We start from the raw sequence: 22,391 nt of genomic DNA, 5'->3' as shown, positions 1-22,391 counted from the left end.
GTTGCAAACCACTAAGTCGCTCGGGCCCGAAGGCCCTGTTCCTTCCCCTTCGGCAGGTCTGTTAAAAGACAGATGCCCTTCCGGGCAGCACCACGCCAATGGGGGGAGTCGAACCCCCTGACGAATCTGCGCCGCAATACCCTATTCAGGCAGATTCGTCAATGGTTGAATAGGTAGCGGTTGCCTGCAAGATAAGTGGTACTACCCAATTCCTAACAGGCCGTCGGCCACGGTTCGGTCGTTGCTAAGGCGCGGCACTTTGTTTTGCCCTCCAAGCTTGCCCAGGCTTTTCATATAGCGCTGAAATGCCCCCGTCGGCAAGGCAGTAAGTAGCAACGGCGCCAGAATGTGGCCCGCCAGCAGGTCGTCGTAATACACGTTGCGGCGGCGCAGGCCGGTTTCCAAGGCAGCAGCAAAAGCAGGAGCATCGTGCGGCGGGCGCGCAAATTCTACCAGCCACTCATGGCGCGAGGGCAGGGCCGGGTCGTCGCTGACGCGGGGTGCTACGGTGAATTCCACTACCTCCACCTCAGGGTGCTGCTGCATGGCTTCACGTAAGGTTTGCTCCACTTCCTCACCGATAACATGCTCTCCGAACGCCGACAAAAAGTGCTTGATGCGCCCACTTACTACCACCCGAAACGGGTATTTCTGGGTGAAGCGCACTGTGTCGCCGAGGCTATAGCCCCAGAGGCCAGCGTTGGAATTCAGCACCAGCGCGTACTGCTTATCCAACTCCACTTCGGCCAGCGACAGGCGGGGCGGGTTAGGCTCGAAGAATCGCTCGGCCGGCACAAACTCGTAGTAGATACCCGCATCGAGCAGCAGCAACATACCAGGGTTGCCGGGCTCGTCCTGAAACGCCAGAAACCCTTCCGAAGCCGGAAACAGCTCGATACTATCTACTGGCCGCCCGATGGTTTCGAACAGTTTTTTGCGGTAGGGCTCAAAGTTGACGCCGCCGTACACGAACAGGTTGAAATCAGGAAACACCTCCCCCACTGGCCGCCCTGTGCGCGCCACTATCCTATCAAAATACATCTGCACCCACGGCGGAATCCCAGAAATCAGGGTCATGGGCGCACTCAGCGTTTCATCCACAATGCGCCCCAGCTTGGTTTCCCAATCGTCGATGATATTGGTGGCGTAGCTCGGCAGCTGGTTACGGCGCAGGTAAGCCGGCACGTGGTGGTTGACGATGCCCGACAGCCTCCCCGTATGAATCCCGCCCACCTCCTCTAGCTCGGGGCTGCCCGACAAAAAAATCAGCTTACCATCCAGAAACGCGCTTTTGCCGGTGCGGTGCACGTAGTGAAGCAGCGCGTCGCGGGCTCCGTTGATGTGGTTCGGAATACTGTCTTTGGTGAGCGGAATATACTTAGCCCCCGAGGTGGTGCCGCTGGTTTTGGCCAGATATAAAGGCTTGCCGGGCCACAGCACATGGGCCTCGCCGTGCTTCACCCGCTCAAAATATGCACTCAACGCCTCGTAGTCGCGCACGGGCACCAGGCGGGCCAGATCCTGCGCCGACCGGATGGCCCCAAAATCATGGTCGCGCCCGAAAGCGGTGGCACTGGCTTTTGCCACAATAGTGCGTAAAATCCGCTGCTGAGTACCAATAGGGTCTTGCTGCCACTTCTGGTAGCGGCTGACGACGTAAGAAGCCAGCGGGCGGCTAAGAGCAGATTTCAGGCCCATGGGCAGTGAATGAGTGAATGGGTGAATGGGTGCATAGCCCTTTAGGACTAGCTGGCCCCCGCGCCAAAGATAGAAGGCCGCTAAGATGCGCGGACATCAGAAGACTGTACCCATATTTGCCGGCAATCCGTATTACCGGCACCAACTCAACAGTTCAACTACTCAATCAACCCACACCATGATCAACCAACGTGGCAAAGCCGAATGGAACGGCGACATCAAAGGCAGCGGTACTATTAGCACCCAAAGCGGCACTGTTTCGGCTCCTTATTCAGTAGGCGCCCGGTTTGAAGGCCAGAAAGGCACCAATCCTGAGGAACTGATTGGCGCGGCTCACGCAGGCTGCTACACCATGTTCCTCACGGGCCAACTCACTAAAGCCGGTGCCCAGGTAAAGCAGATTCGTACTGAATCGAAAGTAACGCTAGATACATCCGGCGACGTACCAAAAGTGGTAAAAATCGTCCTCACTACTGAGGGGGAAGTGGAAGGTATTTCGCAGGAGGAATTCCAGAAGCAAGCCGAGAATGCCAAAGAGCACTGCCCAATTTCGCAATTGCTGAGCGCCGTACCCGAAATGGAACTTGCGTCGGCCACGCTGAAATAAGTTGCGAGTTATCACTTATCAGTTTCCAGTTGTTAAGCTACTCACAGCTGACAACTAAACAACTGGCAACTGAATAAACCGGCTTCGCCTTCCGCGTTGCCGGTTTTTCGCTTTCTTTGCCCTTTGTTGCGACCATCTACGCCGCTATGCCTTCAGCTTCTACTTCTACCCGCATCCGCCTCCAACCCGCCAACACATCGCGCATTCCGTTCTGGGGGCAGATGTTCTTCGGTATTGTTTGGGTAGGTTACACGCTGGCCCTGATTGTCACGGACAGCGGCCTGAACGATATGCACTTCCTGCATTACGCGTTTTTGGTGTTCAGCCTGATTTACATCGGCTACGTGCTGGTGCATAACGCGCCGGTGTTTGGCACCCAGAGCTACTTAGAATTCACGCCGGGTTACATTGTACACAAAGGCGGACTGTTTCGCCCCAAGCAGGTGTTTGCCGCCGAAAGCATCACCCGCATAGAGCTGGTACCCCGCCAGATACGCCTACATACCAGAGAGGAAGGTACTCATGCCTTGAGCTTGCGCGAAGTGCGCGGCCGTAAGCGCCGCCGCTTGCTCATGGAGCAACTCCGCGCCTTCGCCGCCCAATACCAGATTCCGCTCCAGGAAGGCAACGCAGCGTAGGTATCCAGAATTATTTCCGCACAAAAGGCAAGGCCCGCACTGCTGTAGCAGTGCGGGCCTTGCCTTTTGTGCGGAAACTGTAACTCGGAAATCTGCTTCTACTTGCCGGCGAATTTCTTGCGAAGCTCTACAATCTGGCCGCGGAAGCTCTTATCGGAATCAATTAGGTCCGACACGGTTTGCACGGAGTGAATGACAGTGCTATGGTCGCGCCCGCCGAAGTGGTGGCCGATACTTTTCAGCGAGTGGCTGGTGTGTTCCTTGGCAAAATACATGGCTACTTGCCGCGCCGTTACCACTTCCTTTTTACGGGTTTTTGCCTTCAGCAAATCCAACGGCACGCTGAAATACTCGGCGCAGGTTTTCTGAATAAAGTCGATGTTGACCTCGGCCTCCACTTCCTCGATAATATGGCGGAGCGCTTGCTTAGCCATTTCCAGGTCAATTTCGCGGCGGTTGAGGCTACTTTGCGCTACCAGGGAAATCAACACGCCTTCCAGTTCGCGCACGTTGGTGTTTACGGAATGCGCCAAGTATTCCACCACTTGCGGCGGGATGTCGATGCCATCCTGCTGCATTTTGTTTTGGATGATGGCCATACGCGTCTCGAAGTCGGGGCTTTGCAAGTCGGCGGTGAGGCCCCATTTAAAGCGCGACAACAGCCGGTCTTCCAGACCCACCAAGTCGCGCGGGGGCCGGTCGGAGGTCATTACAATCTGCTTGCCGGCTTGGTGCAAGTGATTGAAGATGTGGAAGAACATCTCCTGCGTCTTGTCCTTGCCTGACAGAAACTGCACGTCGTCGAGAATCAGGATGTCCACCAGCAAATAGAAGTTGGCGAAGTCCTGCACCGCGTTGGCCCGCAAACTCTCGATGAACTGATTAGTAAACTTCTCGGCCGACACATACAGCACAAACTTGTCGGAGTTACTGGCCTTGATGTGGTTGCCGATGGCTTGCACCAAGTGCGTTTTACCAAGGCCAACGCCGCCATAAATCATCAGCGGATTGAAGCTGGTGGTGCCGGGCTTGTTGGCCACGGCCAACCCCGCCGAGCGCGACAGCCGGTTACAGTCGCCCTCGATGTAGTTCTCAAAAGTGTAGCTGCCATTGAGCTGCGAATGCAGGTAGTGGCGGTCCACAGCTTTGCTGGCCTCGAACGGGTTACGCAGCATGGCCTGTGGCGGCGCGGCAGCAGCAGCAGCCACGTTACGCGCCGACGACGACATAGGGCCCGTGGCTAGCGCGGCGGCGGGCGTGGCTACCGGCGCGGGGCCAGTGGCTTTGCGGGTGGTTGGCAGGTTGAGGGTGCGCGGCTGGTTCTGGCTGTTGCCCTGGTCTACTACAATGCTGTACTCCAGGCGGCCATCGGGACCTAATTCCTGGTGAATTGCCCGCTTCAGCTCCTCTACGTAGTGCTCCTCCAGAAACTCATAGAAATAGGTACTGGGCACCTGAATAATAAGTACGTTGTTTTGCAACGCCACCGGCGCAATGGGTAGAAACCACGTGCGGAAGCTCTGCTCACCAATGGCAGCTTGGATGACGCGAAGGCAGTTGGCCCAGACTGTATGGCAATCCTTCAACATCAAGTAGTTACAACAAAAGCAGCGGGTGCGTGGGCAGAATAGAGGAGGCGCGAACGGGCCTCATAGAGGCCCGTTTTTTATAAAGGGAGACAAAAATGTGGAAAACTCAGGAGACAAAAAACCCTTTTTTCACTTGCATTTGTCGAGCTTTTATCAGGCAGCGCGCACGGGCACTACACCAGCCATAGCCACTGTTGGGCGGCGGGTACCCCGTTCAAACGTATAGTCGAGGCGGCCTAAGTTGATGCCTGACCAGCCCACCTGGTTAATAAGGGTCTGGTGGCCGTTGGGGCCGGCTACCACGTCGGGCTTGTCGAGGAAGGTGTGGGTGTGGCCGCCCAGAATCAGGTCGATGCCAGGGGCGCCGGCAGCTAGCTTGAAGTCGTCTACTTTCTGGCCTTGGTACTTATAGCCCAGGTGCGAGAGGCAGATTACTAGGTCGCACTTTTCGGCACCGCGCAACTTGGCTACCATGGCGTTGGCAGTGGCGATGGGGTCGAGGTACTTGGTGGCACCGAAGTTCTTATCAGCTACCAAGCCCGCCATTTCAATGCCGAGCCCGAAGACGCCAATGCGGTGACCGGCTTTCTCGAATACCTTATACGGCTGGAACCGGCCCGCCAGAATGGTGTTCGAGAAGTCGTAGTTGGCAATCAGGAAGGGAAAAGTAGCGTTGGGAAGCTGCTTCTGCAAGCCTTCCAGGCCGTTATCGAAATCGTGGTTGCCGAGGGTGCTGGCATCGTACTGCATCTGGCTCATGAGCTTGTATTCTAGCTCACCCATGAAGAAGTTGAAGTACGGAGTGCCCTGCCAAATGTCGCCGGAATCGAGGAGCAGCACGTGCGGTTCCTGCGCCCGAATTTGCTTGATGAGGCTGGCCCGGTGTGCCATGCCACCCATACCGGCGTACTGCGCGGCATTAGCAGGGAATGGCTCGATGCGGGAGTGCATATCATTGGTATGCAAAATTACCAGCCGGTCTGCCTTGGTTTCGGCTACGGCCGGCACGCTCAGCCCCAGCAGACCTACGCCCGCGGCTCCAACTCCAGTATGCTTAAGAAATTCGCGACGGTTCACTTGATGTAACAGTAACTAAGTAGGTGAGTAAATGGCTGAATGGAAGAGCAACTTGATAACTGATTACTCAGCTAGTTGATTGCTCATTTACTCAAAACTTCACCCGGTTTTCTATGCGGGCTTCCACGGGTTTGCCTTGCTTGTTGAGCTCCTGAATCTGCTCGACAATGGCGGTGCGCAACAGCACGCCGGTGTCTCGGGGTTTGATGGTTTTGAAGAACGTCAGCTGGTCGCCGCCGCCGGCTAGATAGTCGGAAATGGCAATGGTGTAGAGCCGGTCCTGGGCGGGATTGAACAACTGTCCGTTGATGAGGATGGCCGTGGCTTTGCCGTCGGGCGTGGCGGTATAGGTAGCGCCGGAAACTGCCATTTTCACGCGGGCCGCATAGTCGAAGAACTGCTGCACCACTGTACCAGAGGCATCCAGCACCACCAACTCGTTTTCAAACGGCATCAGCTCGAACACCGAGCCCATGGTGATGGGGCCGGCCGGCAGAGGCGCCCGCAACCCACCGTTGGTCATAACGCCCAAATCAATAGGAGTACCCATTTCGCGGCTGGCACGGGTGCGCTGCAAGTCGGCCACAAAGTTGGCCAACGGCGACTCGCCCGAATTCTTGGTAATAGCAACTGGCGCCGTACCTAGTACCATAGCCATCTGGTCGGTAACGCGCTGCTGGTACGGCGCAATGGTAGCTAGGGCCGTGGCGTCGTCGGGCAGCGCGGAACTGACGGGCTGGGACGTAACAGGCGCCAACTGCGGTTTGGCTACGTATGCGCTACGCTGGCAAGCCGTTGAAAGAGCCAAAGTAGCGAGCAGGCTTAGCGCCGCCAGACGTGAAGGAAACAGGTGCATGGCAGAAAACTGGAGGAACGGACTACAAAGGTAACTCATCCGAACGGTTCGACGGAAGCCCACCCCGAAAGTCGGTAATGGCTGCCCGGTGCTGGCCACTCCTTGATAGGAGGCGCGGCGGCTTTGCAGACAGGCATTAAAGGGCAATGAAAGGCCGGAAGTTCATTTTTTGCGTGGCGGCACCAAGTCGCCTATCGTGCGTACACTTTTACTGCCTTGGGGCTTTCTGGCGCATCGTTTCCCGCCCGACTGGTATCTTTAGCCGTTTCCGCTTCCAGCCTCCTTCCCACGTTTCCTTATGTCTGATACGCCGCGCCCCGTGTCTGTTTCCTTTGCCGAGTTTGAACCGATGAGCACGGAGGGCTGGCAGGCGCGCATTGCGCGTGACCTGAAAGGCGCAGACCCAGCCACGCTACGCTGGCACACGCCCGACGGCTTTATGCTGGAGCCGTTCTACCACCGCGAGGCCCTGGCCACTTTGCCCGCCGCGCCAGCACCCCAGCTGCACCCAGGCGCGACTAGCAACGGGTGGCGCAATGTGCCCACTTATCCCGTGGCAGCCGGGGAAAAAGGCCGCGCCGCCATTCTGCGCGCTGCCGATGCCCTGAGGCGCGGGGCCGATGGGGCGCACTTTGTGCTAGCCGATACGGCGGCTTTCGACGTGGAATTTCTGCACGCGCATTTGCCGCTCGATGCCACGTACATCGGTTACTCGCTCACGGCCGCGCCGGCTAGCTTCGTGCAGCGGCTGTTGGCTACTGGCGCCCCGGAGCTGCGCGGCTTTCTGCAATTCGACCCCCTCACCGACCATTTACCCGATTTGAAGGGGCAGTTTCAGGAGCTGCGGGAAGTACTGACGCTCACGCGCACGATGCCCGATTTTCAGGGTTTGACGCTGAACGCGGCATTTTTCGGCAATCGGGGCGGCACCGTTACCCAGCAGATTGCCTTCTCGCTGGCCGCCGCCGCCGCCTACCTCAACGAGCTACCCACCGACACGCTTTCTACCGCCGAGGTGGCAGCAGCGCTGCGGGTGCACGTAGCCATCAACCCAAACTACTTTTTTGAAATTACGAAGCTGCGGGCACTACGGCAGCTCTGGTCCACGCTGCTGCATGCGTATGGCCTCTCACTGGCAACGACTCCGCTACGCATTCTGGCCGAAACCTCGTCTTGGAGCCAAACCACGCTGGATGCGCACACCAACCTGCTGCGGGCTACTACCGAAGCCATGAGTGCCGTGCTCGGCGGCGCCGATACCCTCAGCATCCGGCCCTTCGACAGCCTGTTCCACGACCCCAACGAATTTTCCGACCGGCTGGCCCGTAACCTATCGGTGCTGCTGCGCGAGGAAGCGGGTTTGGGGCAGGTGCAGGATGCCGCCGCCGGTTCGTATTACCTGGAAACCCTGACTGACACGCTGGCGCGGGAAGCTTGGGCACTGTTTCAGCAGATTGAAGAGGAAGGCGGTTTGCCCAAGGCTGTTGGTAGGGTGATGCAGGAGCTGCACACCGCCGCGCAAGCGCAGTTCCGGCGCATTGCCACCGGCGAGCAGGTAGTAGTAGGCACCAACCGTTTCCAAAACACGCGGGAGCAGTTCGACTTCAACCCCAAGAAGCTGTTGCGCAGCCGGGAGTTCGACTCGACGCGGGCTACGTACCCATCGGAGGTGCTGCGGCTGGCTACCAGCCTGCACTTCGAGCGGCGCGAGAAACGCAAGAAGCGGGCGGCGGTGGTGCTGCTGGGCGCGCATACCAATCAGCTGATTGAGGAGTCGTTTTTGAGGTTGCTGCCGGGAAAAGAACAGCCGGCCATCCACGAGGCGCACCCTACCGGCACGTTGTCGGTGCTGTTTTCGTCGCCCGAGGAAGCCACGCTGATGTACGCCACGCCCGAGCAGTTCGGGCAGTTTGCGCGCTATATCCTGCACATTGCCCCCGACGACAGCACGTTTGTACCACCTGTGCTCCTCACCGCCGACTTAGTGACCATGCAGGAAGCCGTGCGCGTATTTGGCTTCCAAGAGTTCACGGTGCAAGGCTACAGCACCGAAGATGTATTGGCCCGCTTGCAAGGGAAATGAAGAAGTATGATCTAGTGTGCTAGAAACTAGCTCCCCTCCTCAGATGAGGAGGGGTTGGGGGTGGTTGACTGATCGTTGAACGACTACCTAGCTCTAGTTTCTAATTCTAGTCTTCAACCACCCCCAACCCCTCCTCATCTGAGGAGGGGAGCTAGTTTCTAGATAGTTACCTTATTGCCCTATTCTCCCCACCGATGAAACCCAACTTCTCCCAAATAGCCTATAACGCTGCCCCGCTGCCCGAAACGCCTACTGCGGAAGCTGCCATTACCACGCCCGAGGGCATTCAGCTCAAGAGCCACTACACGGCTGAAGATGTGGCAGACTTCGAGCACCTGGGGTTTGGGGCGGGGCAGGCGCCGTATTTGCGCGGCCCTTACCCTACTATGTACGTGCAAAACCCCTGGACCGTGCGGCAGTACGCGGGCTTCAGCACGGCCGAGGAAAGCAACGCCTTCTACCGGCGCAACCTGGCAGGCGGGCAGAAAGGCCTTTCGGTGGCGTTTGACTTGGCTACGCACCGCGGCTACGACTCCGACCACCCGCGGGTGGTGGGCGACGTGGGCAAGGCGGGCGTGGCTATTGATTCGGTGGAGGACATGAAGATTCTCTTCGACCAGATTCCGCTGGACCAGATGTCGGTGAGCATGACCATGAACGGGGCGGTGCTGCCCATTATGGCCTTTTATATAGTGGCGGCCGAGGAACAGGGCGTGACACCGGACAAGCTGGCGGGCACCATTCAGAACGATATTCTGAAGGAGTTCATGGTGCGCAACACGTACATCTACCCGCCGCAGCCGAGCATGCGCATCATTGCCGACATCTTCGCCTACACGGCGCAGAACATGCCTAAGTTCAACTCCATCAGCATCAGCGGCTACCACATGCAGGAAGCCGGCGCCACCGCCGACTTAGAGCTGGCCTACACCCTGGCCGATGGCCTGGAGTACGTGCGGGCGGGCTTGGCGGCGGGCATGACCATCGACCAGTTTGCGCCGCGGCTGTCGTTTTTCTGGGCTATTGGCATGAACCACTTCATGGAAATTGCCAAGCTCCGGGCCGGCCGGTTGCTGTGGGCCAAGCTGCTGAAGCAGTTCGAGCCGCAGAACCCTAAGAGCTTGGCGCTGCGCACGCACTGCCAGACCTCGGGCTACTCGCTCACCGAGCAGGACCCGTTCAACAACGTGGCCCGCACCGCCATTGAGGCCCTGGCCGCCGCGCTGGGTGGCACTCAAAGCCTGCACACCAACGCCCTCGACGAGGCCATTGCCCTGCCCACCGACTTCTCGGCCCGCATTGCCCGCAACACGCAGCTCTACCTCCAGCACGAAACCGACATTACCCGCGTGGTGGACCCCTGGGGCGGCTCCTATTACGTGGAAACCCTCACCCACGAGCTGGCCAACAAAGCCTGGGCGCTGATTCAGGAAGTGGAAGAGTTGGGCGGCATGGCCAAGGCCATTGAAACCGGCCTGCCCAAGCTGCGCATCGAGGAAGCCTCGGCCCGCAAGCAGGCCCGCATCGACTCGGGTAAGGAGGTGATTGTGGGCGTGAACCGCTACCGCCTCACCCCGGAGCAACAGGCCCAGGAAACGCAAATCGAAATCCTCGACATCGACAACGCCGCCGTGCGGGAGTCACAGATTGCGCGCCTCAATACCATGAAAGCGGAGCGCGACAACGCCGCCGTGCAGCAGGCCCTCACCGCCCTAACGGAAGCCGCCCGCTCCGGCAACGACAACTTACTGGCCCTGGCCGTGCAGGCCGGCCGCTTGCGCGCAACCCTCGGCGAAATTTCGGATGCGCTGGAAGTGGTGTACGGACGCCACCAAGCGACCATCCGTACGGTATCGGGCGTTTACTCGCAGGAAATGGACTACGACGCAGAATTTGCCAAAGCCCGCCAGGCAGCCGACGACTTTGCCGCCAAAGAAGGCCGCCGCCCCCGCATGATGGTGGCCAAAATGGGCCAGGACGGCCACGACCGGGGCTCGAAAATCATTGCCACTTCCTTCGCCGACGTGGGCTTCGACGTGGACATTGCCCCCCTCTTCCAAACCCCCGACGAAGTAGCCCGCCAAGCGGCCGAAAACGACGTGCACGTAGTGGGCGTGAGCAGCCTCGCCGCCGGCCACAAGACCCTAATTCCGCAGCTCATCCAAGAGCTACAGCAGCTCGGCCGCGAAGACATCCTAGTCATTGCCGGCGGCGTCATCCCCGCCCAGGACTACGATTTCCTATACAACGCTGGCGTGGCCGGGGTATATGGTCCGGGAACCGTCATTGCCGTAGCGGCGCAGGAGATATTGGAGAGGCTGGGGGAAGAATAAGTAATAACTGATTAAGCCGCGTTATATGTCTCTGTTCGCAGAAGTAGACAGATTAAAAAAGGAATTGGATGAATTGCGCCCTCTCTCACCAGAACAAGAGGCGCGCGTTTTGCAAAAATTTCGGCTAGACTGGAATTATAACTCCAATGCTATTGAAGGCAACTCCTTAACGCTTGGCGAAACTCGCTCACTCCTGCTACATGGCCTCACCGCCGCTGGCAAACCCATACGTGACCATCTGGACATAAAAGGCCACAATGAAGCGGTGCTTTGGCTGGAGGAAATTGTGCGGGATGAACGCCCTTTAACTGAGCAGTTTATTCGAGGCATGCACGAAGTGTTGTTAGGCGAAGGCTACGACGTACCAGCGCAAACGCCCGACGGACAGCCGACCCGCAAGCACATTCAGCCGGGCCGCTACAAATCTGGCCCCAACAACGTGCAGACGGCCACTGGCGAAATGTTCTACTTCGCCAGCCCTGAGGAAACGCCTGGCAAAATGATGGACCTTGTGGACTGGTACCGTCAAGAGGCCGAACAAGCCACATTGCATCCTGTAGCCTTGGCTGCTGAGTTTCACTACCGCTTCGTTCGCATTCACCCCTTCGATGATGGCAACGGGCGCATGTCACGCCTGCTAATGAATCTGATTCTGATGCGTAGCGGATATCCTATGACTGTTATCAAAGCTACGGACCGCAACCGCTACCTAGCAGCCTTAGCAGAAGCTGATGCTGGCAATATAGAACCGTTCTTTCGCTTTATCAGCGAGAATGTGACCGCCTCCTTACAACTTATGATTCGTGCTGCTAAAGGAGAATCTATTAACGAGCCTAATGACTTGGATAAAAAGTTGGCGCTATTAAAGAAGCAAGTATTAATTACAAATAATGATAGTGCTAAAATACTTTGGAACGAAAAATATCAAGAAAATATATACAAAATATTAATAGAGCCCTGGACTAGAGACTTGGATCAACAAACTGATAAATTCGGGGAATTATTTACTAAAAAAATATACACCAGTCGCATTGTATCAAATTCTTTAAAAGAGAGCTTTATTGAAGAACAAAAAGACTTTGTTCATGTAAGCGAGAAATTAAAGAAAGCTGTTGCAACAAGAAAAGACACGATAGAATTCATAAGTGTATTTAAAGGATTCCATTATTTTCGACAGGAAAAAAATGGATTTGATGCTGGAGTACTTGTAGCCTTCACGTTTAAATTAGACTATTTTGAAGTAAGAGCAGCCGTAACCACGACAAGCTCAGATTCGTCTACACTGAATTTCCATTGGAATGACAAGCTTTCCGACTCCATGTACCTTTCTTCTTATAACGAAGAAATTATCAATAATATAAATTATCAGATAGCTAATAAGCTTTATGAATATATAGAATCCAGGATTACCAAGGTGTAAGAATTTATGAAGGCACATAATACAGTATTTAATTGTGTGTTTTTTCATAATTTATATTACAACAACTCATGCGCATCGACGAAATAGATCACGAAGACGCCGACATCGACTGGTTTGCCACCGATGGCAACAGCCATATCCTACATTGCAGCATCCGGTGGCGGGATACTACCCAAGTCGGTGGCGGCTTCGCAGGAGTGCTGTAGCAAAGTTTAATTATCTGTGTGCCTCTAGCACTGCATAAAAGTAAAACGGCGCGTTACTAACGGGCCATTTTACTTTTATGTCAGAACGCTTGGTTCAGCCGCCACTTACAGAGTAGGCGGTTGCTGCCTATGCTTCTAAATCGTTATCCATTCGCCATCAGCTGGCACGTGTACTCGATTCGTTAGGTCGTGTTGCTCCACTAGTTTTTGGATGGTGGCGCGGTCTTCGGTACAATGGTTGACGGTTTCGGTATGGATGGCGTACACCGTGGCCTGGGGCGCGTACTGGGCCACTTTCACTACCTCGGCGGCCGTCATCGTGATAGGGTCGCCTACTAGGAACTGAGCCGCACCGGCATTCAGCACGATGGCAGTGGGCTGGTAGTGGTCGAGGGCGGCGCTTACTTCTTCGCACCAGATGGTGTCGCCGGCAATGTAGAGGCGCGCTTGCTCGGCCTCCACCACAAAGCCCGAAACGGTACCCATCTGCTGCCCGATTTCGCCGGTGCCGTGCTGGCCGCCGGTGCGGTATAGCCGGATGCCTTCCCAGTCGAGTTGGTTTTCAATCGGCTGCACGTTCGTGAAGCCTTGGGCGCGTAGCGTTTCCGTATCGGCTGGCTGCGACAGGATGGGCAAGTGTTTATCGAGGAGTTCTTGCGTGGTGGCATCCCAGTGGTCGGGGTGCGTATGGGTGAGCAGCACGGCATCGAGCGAGGCCAGCAACTGGGGTAACTCGTCGGAGGCGAAAGGCAGGTCTACCAGCGGGATACGCTGGTCATTGCCGGCGGACCTAGGCACGGGGTCGTACTGGAAGCGGGGCGCCAGCATAGGATCTACCAGGATGGTTTTGCCGGCCACCCTCAGCAGCAGCGTAGCATGACGAATTAATTGAACTTGCATCGAAAAAGCGGGTTAAGCACTACCTTGATTGGACGCCGCCGCCGTTCCCGACAGCCAGCATCCTCCGGTCAAAAGTACTCCTACCCCCCTGCCGGCTCAAGAAGGTTACCTGCTGGTTACCTGTTCACCTTTTCGTTTCCAACCCATGCGCCATACCTACCACGACATCGAATGCTGCGCCGCCAAAGTGGCTCTCGACCAGATATCGGGCAAATGGAAGCCGATTATCCTGTTTCACTTGTCGTCGGGCCCAATGCGGTTCACGGAGCTGTGGCGCGAGATTCCGCGCGTGTCGAAGAAGGTGATGCTGGAACAATTGCGCCAGTTGGAAGCGGCCACCTTGGTGGAGCGCACCGTACACAACGGCTTTCCGCCCGAAGTCACCTACCACCTTTCCAGCAAAGGCCGGGAGCTAGCCCCTATTCTGCAGCAACTAGAGCAATGGGCGCTAACCCATATAGAAGGTGTGGTACAGATTTCCTGACGGTGCTCCTAACGGCACATGAAGTGCTACCCAGTAAGAACAGCCCGGCGACAATACCCGTACTTGGCTAGCCTTGCAAGGGTATCCATCAACTCAGAGTTTCATGCGCATCGACGAAATAGATCAAGAAGACGCCGACATCGACTGGTTTGCCATCGATGGCAACGGCCATATCCTGCACGTAGCATCCGGCGGCGGCATACTGCCCGAATCGGTAGCGGCTTCGCAGGAGGTGCTGCTGGAACTGCACCAGTACTTCCTAACGCTGCCGGAACTTGAGGTGGCGGAAATAGCAAACGGCGCGGAAGAGGCAAGCAGCTACCAGAGCTTTGCCCGCTACGCCCGGCGCGGGCTGTTTTCGTTCGAGAAAACCCGCCTGCACGAGCGCGCCGATACGCGCTACCACTTGGTGGCCCGGCCACTTCGGCCGCTACTGGTGTCGGAGTTGCCCGCGCCGCTAGCCGAACTGCTGAGCCGGACGCGGCTGCCGGGTTCCGTGGCGGAACAAACAGCGCTTGATGTGGCTACAATTGCCTAAACGAGAAACGGCCCGCTGCAATAGCGGGCCGTTTCTCGTTTCAAGGGATACGTAAGCCCGTCATACTTTGCTCTGCTCTGCATGACGCTTGAATCGTTGAACGCCATTCCGAGCCTGCGAGGAATCTCGCGTGCTGACTGCTGATTAGTAATCCAACGTCAGCACGCGAGATTCCTCGCAGGCTCGGAATGACGTTCAATATCTCGGCATGACGGTCACCAACTCTACTCCCACCACCGGGCTTGCGGGAGCGGGCCGGCGCCGAGGGTGATGGGCTGGCCGAGTTCGGGCGTGGTGATGGGCAGAAACTTGAGAGCCGCGGCGGCGGTGGCGCGCTTCACCGATTCGTTCCAGGCGTGGTGGGCCTCCGTGAAAGCGCCCCAATGCACGGGCAGCATCACCCGCGCCCGTACGTCGAGGGCGGCTTGCACGCTTTGCTCGGGCAGCATATGAATCTGGGCCCATTGCGCGTCGTACTGGCCGCACTCCACTAGGGCCAGGTCGAAGGGGCCGTGTTGTTGGCCGATGGCGGCAAAGTGCGGCGCGTAGCCCCCGTCGCCACTGTAGAAGACGCGCTTGATGGGCGTTTTCAACACCCAAGAGCTCCAGGATGTGGAATTGCGGTTGGTGAGGCCACGGCCGGAAAAGTGGCGAGCTGGGGTGCTCACAATGGTTAACCCGGGCAGCTGCACCGAGTCGTTCCAGTCCAGCTCCTGCACCTTCTCGGGCGCCACACCCCAGGCCAGCAGGTGCGCGCCCACGCCCAGCGGCACGTAGAAATGGCCTACTTTGTCCTTGATGCGCTGGATGGTTTTGTAGTCGAGGTGGTCGTAGTGGTCGTGGGAGATGAGCACGGCGGCAATGGGCGGCAGCTGCTCGGCGGTAATGGCCACCGAGGGGTTGTAGCGCTTGGGCGTCACCCAGGAAAGCGGCCCCATTTTCACGCTGAGCATAGGGTCGAGCAGGATGTTCTGGCCCGCAATTTCCACTAGGCTGGCCGAGTGCCCAAACCACGTTACGCGCACCATATCAGCGGTTTTGCGGATGATGCTTACTGAATCGAGGGGCTGGGTGGGCAGCGGGCCGGGCGGGTCGGCGTCGGGGAGCTTATCGAACAGCATCCGCCACAGCGTGCCGAACATGCTGCCTTCGCCGGTCATGAGGGTGGTAGGCACCAGGTTCTTGAATTCGCCATCTACGTAACGGCCAGTTTTGGCGTAGGCGGCGCGTTGGGCTTTGGTGGGTTTGCCGCCCAGCTCGGGGCTGAGGTTGGCGAAGGCCACGCCGGCCACCAGCAATACGGCCAACAGGCTAATTGCCAGCCGGCCAAGTACTCTCAAGGGTTTGCGCATGAAGTGGTTGGTAAAATGCCCGTTCCTGTACGTCAACCAGCTCAGTAGCGCCGGCCTTGCCGCGCAATTGGTGGTTGCCAAGCTGGGTGAACTGATATTCGGGCTGCGCCCCTAGCTGGCGGTGCAGGCTGTCGGAAACAAGGAACTTGCTGCCCAGCGCATTGCACTGGGCCTGAATGCGGGCCGTGGTGTTGAGCACGTCGCCGTGATAGACTAACTCCCGGTGCGCCGTGCCTACTAGCACCGTGGTAACCTGGCCCCCGTGGGCGCCAGCCTTGAACTCGGGCACCACGCCATACTTGCGCAGGTAGTAGTCTTGGCGCTCCTCGATGCGGTGCTGCATCTCGAAAAAGCAGTGCAGCACGTTGGCATGCGACAACCCCAGCTTGGATGGCCAAGTCACCACCACTTCGTCGCCGACGTACTGGTACACCTCGCCGCGGGTGGTTTCGATGGCCACGCTAGCATCCGCGAAAAAGTCGCGCACGAGGCGGCTGTATCGGTCGTTGCCTAGGGTTTCGGCCAGGCGGGTCGAGCCTTTCAAGTCCACGAACAGGAAGATTCGGTCTTCACTGACGGGCTGTTGGTAGTGGCCCGCCAGCAGCTGCATCAGGCGCTGCCGGTCCATGCGCAGCAGCAGCTGGCGCACCAGCGTCGTCACGACTCCCGCAAACATATAAATCAAGGATACCCGCAGCGCATTCTGCACCGGCCCAGGAGTTTTGCCGGAGGGCGGTATCCAGAGCTGGGGCAAATCGAGCAGGTACGCTACCCACACAATGGCGCCGTAGAGCACGGTTAGCAGCAGCAAATGCGCGACGCCTTGCAGCAGAGTGGCTGTGCGCAGCTTTACGCGCTGCACCAAAGCTGGAAACACCACGGCTTCCAGCACGCCCAGCGCCAGCCCAATCGGGAAGCCGACAATGGCCAGCGGCAACAGCGCCTGCCGGGGCACCCACAGCAACAGCGCCATAGCTTCGAGCACCCCCACAAACACAACGCCGATACTACCAATTATTTGGAGCGTATGGCGCTGAGCAGCCCAGAAACGGGCGCGGCGGGCAGCGTGAGCACTGACAATAGACATAAACGAAAGAAAGCTGACAGCGGGACACTCGCGCCGCTACCTACTAATAACGGAATGATACTCGAAATACTTTACAACAAGAATATATAAGCTGTTTAGAAACTAAAAGCTAGTTCCCCTCCTCAGATGATTCCGCGCATCAAGCGGCGAGGGGCTAGGGGTGGTTGAAAAACTAGAACTAGAAACTAGAGCTAGTTGTCGTTCAACGACCATCAACCACCCCTAACCCCTCCTCATCTGAGGAGGGGAACTAGCTTCTAGTTTTCTAAGGTCTTAAAAGCAATAACCCGCCCCCTCCGAAGCCGGAAGAGGCGGGTTGTTTACGTGAGATGAGTGGGCTTAGCTGCGGCGGCTGGCGTCGCGGCGGTCATTGCCGCGCTGGTCGTTGCCCCGACGGTCGTTGTGCCGGTCGGCCATTTGGCGCTGGCGCTCCTGGCGCTTGGCCTCAAACTGGGCATACTGCTTTTTCGACAGCACATCTTTCAACTTTTTGTCGGTGCTTTCCTGGATGCGCTTGCGCTCGGCCATGGCCTGGCTGCGGTCGGCGGAGTTGGAGCGGCTGCGCAGGGCCTGCATCTGCTGCTGTTGCTCCTGGAATATCTTCTCGACTTTGGATTTGTCCTTGCTGCTGAGGTCGAGTTCTTTGGCCATCTGGTCGAGGCGGCGCTGCTGGTGTTGGGCGCCGCGCTGGCCTTTCTTGGCGCCTTTGCCTTTGTCGTGGTCACGGTCCTGGCGCTGCTCCTGGCCGATGGCGGCAGAGGTAGCGGCGAAAGAAGTGCCAGCGAAAGAAGTACCGAGACTGAGCAGAAGGGCGAGGCTGAAGAGTTGCTTTTTCATGGTATGGGGAAGTGAAAAGTGGGGTTGAAATGTGGGTGGAACGTTGCGTTCTGTGTGTCCTCTTTCAAACCAAGTGCCGCATTCCCCTCGTTTCGGCCCGCTTCTATCAAGCCCCGGTGTTAATCGACCAATCAGCTATTCTATTCGACTATTTCCCTACAGCTTGTGTAGCATCTTCTGCTAATGCCTGTCGTTCATAAGTTGAAACAGGCCATCATTCCAGGCGCCGCCGAGGCATGACGGCCTTTTAAGCTGTGGTTTGTTGATCTGCTTGAAGTCCATGCGCCCTAGCAGCTTGTTGCTTAATGTTGTTCCCCAAAACCACCCAATCTTTGCTCACGCCATTTCCCCTATGCTGTCACCCTCTCCGTCCCTGACGTTTGTGCGCCCTACCACCATTCTCTTCGACTTAGACGATACCCTCTTTGACCACGCCAACACAGCGCGAGCAGCCCTGGCCAGCAGCACTGCCGACCTGCCCGAATTTCAGGGGGTGGATTTGGAAGTACTCTATCAGCAGTACAGCGAAATACTGGAGGAAATGCACCCGCGAGTGTTGGCCGGTGAGTACAGCCACCTGGAGGCGCGCCAAATCCGTTTTCAGCGGCTCCTGGGACCGTACGGCTACGCCACTACGCCCATGGCAATAAGCCAGTTTGTGGAGCAGCACTACGGCAGCTACCAGCGCCTACGCCGGCCGGTGGCGGGTGCCTTGGTCCTGCTGGAAGCCTTGAAGCCGCACTACCGCATCGGTATCGTGACCAACAACCGCACCGCGGAGCAGCAGGAAAAGCTGGCGCAATTGGGCATGACGCACTTGGTAGACGCCCTGATTACGTCGGAAGATGTGGGCATCCCCAAGCCCGACCCGCGCATCTACCACGTGGCGCTGGAACGCCTGCAAAGCCGCGCCGCCGAAACCGTAATGGTGGGTGACAATTGGACTGCCGATGTAATAGGGGCGCTGGAAGTAGGTATTCGGCCGCTGTGGCTGAACCGTTTTGGCGCTACCCGGCCACTAATCAACGTCGAGGAAATTACCAGCCTGGAACCGTTAGCCGATACGCTGCGGAAAATCACAGGCCAGCAATACTAGCGCTTGTCGATGGGAGAGCTATAAACAAATAGAGCGTCATGCTTCGGCGGCGCCTCTGCATGACGTTCTTATTTGCTTACGAGCCACGTAACAGTAGTCGGCAACAATATTCCTAGCTTCCACCTTCCTAACTCCTCCCTACTATGAAGCGTTTTTTCTACGTTCTGCCCTTGACCCTGACTGTGCTTGCCGGCTGCAACTCCGCGCCTTCCTCCACGGCCACTACCGCCGCCAGCCAGTCCGCCGCCGCGCCAGCCGACAGCAGCGCAACCACCACCGCCGCGCCGGGCGAAGCCTGCAACGTGCAAGTGGCGGGCCTCACGTTCACCCGCTCGCTCAACGGCGCCGCGCAGAACGCAACGGTGGATGCCGGCCGCCTCACGCTCCGCAGCGACGCCAAGCGCGACAATTTCAACGACCCCGACGGCAAGCTCACCAACAACACGGCCCCGGTGCTTCTAACCGCAGTGGACAACCGCCAGCCCTTCACCATCACGGCCAACGTAACGCCCGATTTCCTGGATATGTACGATGCCGGCGTGATCTACGTGTACCTGAACCCTCGGCTGTGGCAGAAATTCTGCTTTGAGCGCGACGAGCAGGCCCGCACCCGCATCGTGAGCGTGCGCACCATCGGCACCTCCGACGACAACAACCACGACCTGGTGAAGCAGAAGAACGTGTTCATGAAGATTTCGTCGGACACCAAAACCATTGGGTTCTATTTCTCGCTCGATGGCCGCAGCTGGGAGCTGGCCCGCCTCTACAAAAACGAATACCCCGCTACTATCTGGCTAGGGTTCAGCACCCAGGCTCCGGTAGGCAAAGGCACCACTGCCCGCTTCGAGCAGTGCACGCTCACCCAAACTAGCATCAAGGACTTCCGTCGGGGCATTTAGCGTCGGTCGGCACCGGGACTGGTTGCAGCGGGTTGCAGCGGCCCGATGCACCCAGTTGTTGGATTTGAGCGTATGCCGAAGTAGCGGAACTATTCCTCGCCCCAAGTCATGGAACATACCACTCAGACTACTACTCTGCAAGACCTTGGCCGCGTTGTGCTAGGCACCTTTATGGTAACGGCCGGCACCGGACACCTAACCTTCGTGCGGAAAGATTTTCAGGCGCAAGTACCCGACTGGGTGCCACTAGATAAAGACACCGTTGTGCTACTGTCGGGGGTGGTAGAAATCGGGCTGGGGCTGGCGTTGCTGCTGGCTGGGCGCCACAAAAAGATAATGGGGCAAGGACTGGCTGCGTTTTTCGGGATGGTGTTTCCGGGCAATGTGCACCAGTACACGCACCGCATCAGCGCCTTCGGCCTCGACTCCGATGAGAAACGGCTGGGCCGGCTGTTTTTCCAACCGGTACTGATGGGCTGGGCGCTGTGGAGTACCGGCGCTTGGCCCACTAAGCGCCGCTAACCTACCTTGGCTTCGCACCTAAGCCAGCGCAAAACGTCGTTTAAACCATAAACCAGTTACTTCTAGCATTCCAGCCTATCCTTTCCAATGACTAACGACACTTTTTCTACGGGCCCCGCGGGTGTGTACACCCAAATTCAGCAAGACGGCCAGATTGTGACGGTGGTGAAGCTGCAAGACGGTTTGCCTAATACCTCCGCTGATTTGCGCCAACAGCTCATGCAACGGCTGCAACTAACCCCCAACGACCTGCTATTAATTCTGCAATCCGACGGCAGCGAGCCGGAGCAAGGTACCGCCCAAGACCTGTACGAGCAGTACCTGTCCACCAACACCGCCGCCGTGGCCGACGTGACCTGGCAGCCCATCAACTGAGCTTTAGCAACTCCACTTCAGAGGAGTGCTATAACAACAAAGGCCCGGCAAATTGCCGGGCCTTTGCTACGTAAAATCGGCTGCTGAAACTACGGTAGGTGCGGCTGTTTCTTGCCAGAAGCTAGCGGGCCAATCCCGACCGGTTGCGGCTCATCATGCCATCAATGCTCCAGATACCGGCGCCGTGCGCCCAGATGTACAGAAACACAAAGCAATACACCACCGCCAGTTCTCCCTGGTTGATAATGGGCAACGGGTGTTGGGTACCATGAGCCATGAAGTAGGCCACGGCCATAGTACCGCTGGCCAGAAAGGCAGCCGGGCGGGTCAGGAAGCCAAGCGCAATCAGCAAACCGCCCGCAAACTCGATGATGCCGGCCACGCCCATCAGGGAAGCCAGTTCCATCTGCGGCTTGTCGCCGGGGGTGCCAAATAGTTTCTGGCTGCCGTGCATGGCAAACAACACGCCCACTACAATGCGCAGGATAGCAAAAATGTGGGGCGCGAAACGAGAAATAGAATCATTCATGGCGTTGAGAGCTTAAGGGTTGAACTTGAAAAGCACGCGGAAATCAGTTTTACTGCGGCAGCACTTTCAGGGCTTCTTCGTTGCCTTGCTGCACGGCCAAATCGCGGGCCGAAAGGCCACGTACGTCGCGCAGGGTGGTATCGGCCCCAGCCTGGAGCAGTATGGGCACAATGTTGTGGCGGCCGAACAACGTGGCGAACATCAGGGCTGTGCCCTCGTTGCCGTTGCGGGCGTTCAGGTCGGCACCGTTATCGATGAGTAGCTGGGCAATTTCGGGGTAGCCTTTGAAGCTGACGCCCATTAGGGCGGTGTTACCGCTGGCATCGTGTCGGTTGGGGTCGGCGCCGGCTTCCAGCAGCATCCGCACGGCCTCAATATGGTTGTCGTAGGCGGCCAGAATAAGGGCCGTGTAGCCGCGGCCATCCTGCGTATTTACGTCGGTACCTTCAGCCAGCAGGGCCTTGATGGTGGCGACGTCGCCCCGGCGGGCGGCATCAAATAAGAGGTCTTCGGGACGGGAAGAAGTGAAATCCATGTATGAGCAGCAATTAAGTTCTGTGCTGCATACGCAGGAAGCCCCGGCTGTAGTTGCCCACCGCCGCTGTTGCCCACTAAAAGGTTGTTGTAGCGCTTTGCTTTTACCCCATCAGTGCCCTCGCACGCAGCTACCGGAACGCGTGTTCAGCCCATAGAAACGGCGTTCCGGCGGTGCATTCCATTATTACTTGGAATACGCCACCAGAACGCCGTGTGGTAAACTAAAGCAGAACTAGTTGCAAAGCCAGGTTCAAACCCGCCGGCTAGTACGTGTCTTGCGGGCCGAACCGCAACCCGCGGGGCTTAGCCCAGTAATGCGGAAGCACCGGAATATACTCCTGGTTTCGTTCGCCGGGCAGCACAGTGGAGTCGGTGGCATGCACGAGGCCTTGCTGAACGGGGTCGGTGATGTGCCAGCCCGTTTGTGCGGCGGGCTTTTTGGAAGTGGGTTGGGTTTTCATAGCGTAGAGCAGTAAGTAAATAGCTGTTGAGGCTGTGATGGGCGCCCTGGCATTTCAAACGCAAGAGTTGCTGCTTTGGCTGCCCAAAACCGCCTCTACGGCCCAGATTACGTATTTTACGCTAGACCCAACTCCGCACTTGCACGGATAGCCGCCGCCCACTGCGGCTGGCCACAGCCACGGCAAACCGCACCACGCCGCCGCTGCCCCCTAGGCCCAAACCGCTCCGCATTTCTTAGGCCGCGGGATTTCCAACGCCCGAATTTC

General features: G+C 57.6%; 23 protein-coding genes. 12 read left to right on the top strand and 11 right to left on the bottom strand.

Annotated features, from left to right (window positions below):
• Nucleotides 1-201 precede the first annotated feature (201 nt).
• Nucleotides 202-1,698: a GH3 family acyl-acid amido synthetase gene (locus G536_RS0105025; protein WP_022822492.1), complete on the bottom strand. Its 1,497-nt coding sequence runs from the start codon at nt 1,696-1,698 to the stop codon at nt 202-204.
• A 178-nt stretch (nt 1,699-1,876) separates the two neighbouring features.
• Between G536_RS0105025 and G536_RS0105020 the strand changes: the two genes are divergently transcribed.
• Both G536_RS0105020 and G536_RS0105015 read left to right on the top strand, forming a co-directional pair.
• The gene (locus tag G536_RS0105020) at nt 1,877-2,305 is read left to right on the top strand and encodes an OsmC family peroxiredoxin (protein WP_022822491.1); all 429 of its coding nucleotides are present in this window, start codon (nt 1,877-1,879) and stop codon (nt 2,303-2,305) included.
• A gap of 146 nt (nt 2,306-2,451) precedes the next feature.
• A complete protein-coding gene (locus G536_RS0105015; protein WP_022822490.1) occupies nt 2,452-2,943 on the top strand; it encodes a hypothetical protein in 492 nt (163 codons plus the stop codon).
• 98 nt (nt 2,944-3,041) lie between these two features.
• On the opposite strand, the gene dnaA is transcribed toward G536_RS0105015, so the two are convergent.
• The 3 genes from dnaA to G536_RS0105000 form a co-directional block, all read right to left on the bottom strand.
• Nucleotides 3,042-4,532 carry a chromosomal replication initiator protein DnaA gene (gene dnaA, locus G536_RS0105010; protein ID WP_022822489.1) on the bottom strand — a complete coding sequence of 497 codons (1,491 nt, stop codon included), beginning with the start codon at nt 4,530-4,532 and terminating at the stop codon, nt 3,042-3,044.
• A 153-nt stretch (nt 4,533-4,685) separates the two neighbouring features.
• A complete protein-coding gene (locus tag G536_RS0105005) occupies nt 4,686-5,609 on the bottom strand; it encodes a bifunctional metallophosphatase/5'-nucleotidase (RefSeq protein ID WP_022822488.1) in 924 nt (307 codons plus the stop codon).
• A gap of 91 nt (nt 5,610-5,700) precedes the next feature.
• On the bottom strand, nt 5,701-6,465 hold the full coding sequence (locus tag G536_RS0105000; RefSeq protein ID WP_022822487.1) for a 5'-nucleotidase C-terminal domain-containing protein: 765 nt from the start codon (nt 6,463-6,465) through the stop codon (nt 5,701-5,703).
• A gap of 298 nt (nt 6,466-6,763) precedes the next feature.
• Between G536_RS0105000 and G536_RS26340 the strand changes: the two genes are divergently transcribed.
• The 4 genes from G536_RS26340 (at nt 6,764) to G536_RS32040 (ending at nt 12,507) form a co-directional block, all read left to right on the top strand.
• Nucleotides 6,764-8,548 (top strand): methylmalonyl-CoA mutase family protein, encoded by a 1,785-nt coding sequence (locus G536_RS26340; protein WP_084708489.1) that lies wholly within the window; start codon nt 6,764-6,766, stop codon nt 8,546-8,548.
• 194 nt (nt 8,549-8,742) lie between these two features.
• Nucleotides 8,743-10,881 carry a methylmalonyl-CoA mutase gene (gene scpA / locus G536_RS0104990; protein ID WP_022822485.1) on the top strand — a complete coding sequence of 713 codons (2,139 nt, stop codon included), beginning with the start codon at nt 8,743-8,745 and terminating at the stop codon, nt 10,879-10,881.
• Nucleotides 10,882-10,906: 25 nt separating this feature from the next.
• Nucleotides 10,907-12,301, top strand: coding sequence for a Fic family protein (locus G536_RS30365; RefSeq protein ID WP_022822484.1), 1,395 nt, complete (start codon nt 10,907-10,909; stop codon nt 12,299-12,301).
• A 68-nt stretch (nt 12,302-12,369) separates the two neighbouring features.
• Nucleotides 12,370-12,507: a hypothetical protein gene (locus G536_RS32040; RefSeq protein WP_022822483.1), complete on the top strand. Its 138-nt coding sequence runs from the start codon at nt 12,370-12,372 to the stop codon at nt 12,505-12,507.
• Between the two features lie 135 nt (nt 12,508-12,642).
• Here the strand turns inward: G536_RS32040 and G536_RS0104975 are convergent, their stop codons facing one another.
• Nucleotides 12,643-13,407: an MBL fold metallo-hydrolase gene (locus G536_RS0104975; RefSeq protein WP_022822482.1), complete on the bottom strand. Its 765-nt coding sequence runs from the start codon at nt 13,405-13,407 to the stop codon at nt 12,643-12,645.
• 145 nt (nt 13,408-13,552) lie between these two features.
• On the opposite strand from G536_RS0104975, the gene G536_RS0104970 reads away from it, so the two are divergent.
• Nucleotides 13,553-13,891, top strand: coding sequence for a winged helix-turn-helix transcriptional regulator (locus G536_RS0104970; protein ID WP_022822481.1), 339 nt, complete (start codon nt 13,553-13,555; stop codon nt 13,889-13,891).
• Nucleotides 13,892-13,994: 103 nt separating this feature from the next.
• Nucleotides 13,995-14,429 (top strand): hypothetical protein, encoded by a 435-nt coding sequence (locus tag G536_RS0104965; protein ID WP_022822480.1) that lies wholly within the window; start codon nt 13,995-13,997, stop codon nt 14,427-14,429.
• 224 nt (nt 14,430-14,653) lie between these two features.
• Here G536_RS0104965 and G536_RS0104960 read toward each other — a convergent pair whose 3' ends face one another.
• The 3 genes from G536_RS0104960 to G536_RS0104950 form a co-directional block, all read right to left on the bottom strand.
• Nucleotides 14,654-15,781, bottom strand: coding sequence for an MBL fold metallo-hydrolase (locus tag G536_RS0104960; RefSeq protein ID WP_022822479.1), 1,128 nt, complete (start codon nt 15,779-15,781; stop codon nt 14,654-14,656).
• On the bottom strand, nt 15,741-16,868 hold the full coding sequence (locus tag G536_RS30360) for an adenylate/guanylate cyclase domain-containing protein (protein ID WP_022822478.1): 1,128 nt from the start codon (nt 16,866-16,868) through the stop codon (nt 15,741-15,743). The genes G536_RS0104960 and G536_RS30360 overlap by 41 nt, the downstream gene beginning before the upstream one ends.
• A gap of 339 nt (nt 16,869-17,207) precedes the next feature.
• The gene (locus tag G536_RS0104950; protein ID WP_022822477.1) at nt 17,208-17,705 is read right to left on the bottom strand and encodes a hypothetical protein; all 498 of its coding nucleotides are present in this window, start codon (nt 17,703-17,705) and stop codon (nt 17,208-17,210) included.
• A gap of 352 nt (nt 17,706-18,057) precedes the next feature.
• Between G536_RS0104950 and G536_RS30355 the strand changes: the two genes are divergently transcribed.
• The 4 genes from G536_RS30355 (at nt 18,058) to G536_RS0104925 (ending at nt 20,597) form a co-directional block, all read left to right on the top strand.
• Nucleotides 18,058-18,801 carry an HAD family hydrolase gene (locus tag G536_RS30355; protein ID WP_169515044.1) on the top strand — a complete coding sequence of 248 codons (744 nt, stop codon included), beginning with the start codon at nt 18,058-18,060 and terminating at the stop codon, nt 18,799-18,801.
• A gap of 143 nt (nt 18,802-18,944) precedes the next feature.
• Nucleotides 18,945-19,700, top strand: coding sequence for a DUF1349 domain-containing protein (locus G536_RS0104935; RefSeq protein WP_022822474.1), 756 nt, complete (start codon nt 18,945-18,947; stop codon nt 19,698-19,700).
• Nucleotides 19,701-19,808: 108 nt separating this feature from the next.
• Nucleotides 19,809-20,222 (top strand): DoxX family protein, encoded by a 414-nt coding sequence (locus tag G536_RS0104930; RefSeq protein ID WP_026879838.1) that lies wholly within the window; start codon nt 19,809-19,811, stop codon nt 20,220-20,222.
• 87 nt (nt 20,223-20,309) lie between these two features.
• Entirely contained in the window at nt 20,310-20,597 is a 288-nt protein-coding gene (locus G536_RS0104925) for a hypothetical protein (protein ID WP_022822473.1), read from the top strand.
• Between the two features lie 121 nt (nt 20,598-20,718).
• Here the strand turns inward: G536_RS0104925 and G536_RS26320 are convergent, their stop codons facing one another.
• From G536_RS26320 to G536_RS0104910, 3 genes are all read right to left on the bottom strand, one after another.
• Nucleotides 20,719-21,126: a DoxX family protein gene (locus G536_RS26320; protein WP_022822472.1), complete on the bottom strand. Its 408-nt coding sequence runs from the start codon at nt 21,124-21,126 to the stop codon at nt 20,719-20,721.
• Nucleotides 21,127-21,175: 49 nt separating this feature from the next.
• Entirely contained in the window at nt 21,176-21,661 is a 486-nt protein-coding gene (locus G536_RS0104915; protein WP_022822471.1) for an ankyrin repeat domain-containing protein, read from the bottom strand.
• A gap of 265 nt (nt 21,662-21,926) precedes the next feature.
• On the bottom strand, nt 21,927-22,124 hold the full coding sequence (locus G536_RS0104910) for a hypothetical protein (RefSeq protein ID WP_022822470.1): 198 nt from the start codon (nt 22,122-22,124) through the stop codon (nt 21,927-21,929).
• Between the last annotated feature and the right edge of the window lie 267 nt (nt 22,125-22,391).

This window comes from Hymenobacter norwichensis DSM 15439 (assembly GCF_000420705.1).
In the GTDB taxonomy this organism is placed as follows: Bacteria; Bacteroidota; Bacteroidia; order Cytophagales; family Hymenobacteraceae; genus Hymenobacter; species Hymenobacter norwichensis.
The sequence above is the reverse complement of the archived record's forward strand: the minus strand, read 5'-3'. Positions and strand labels throughout refer to the sequence as shown.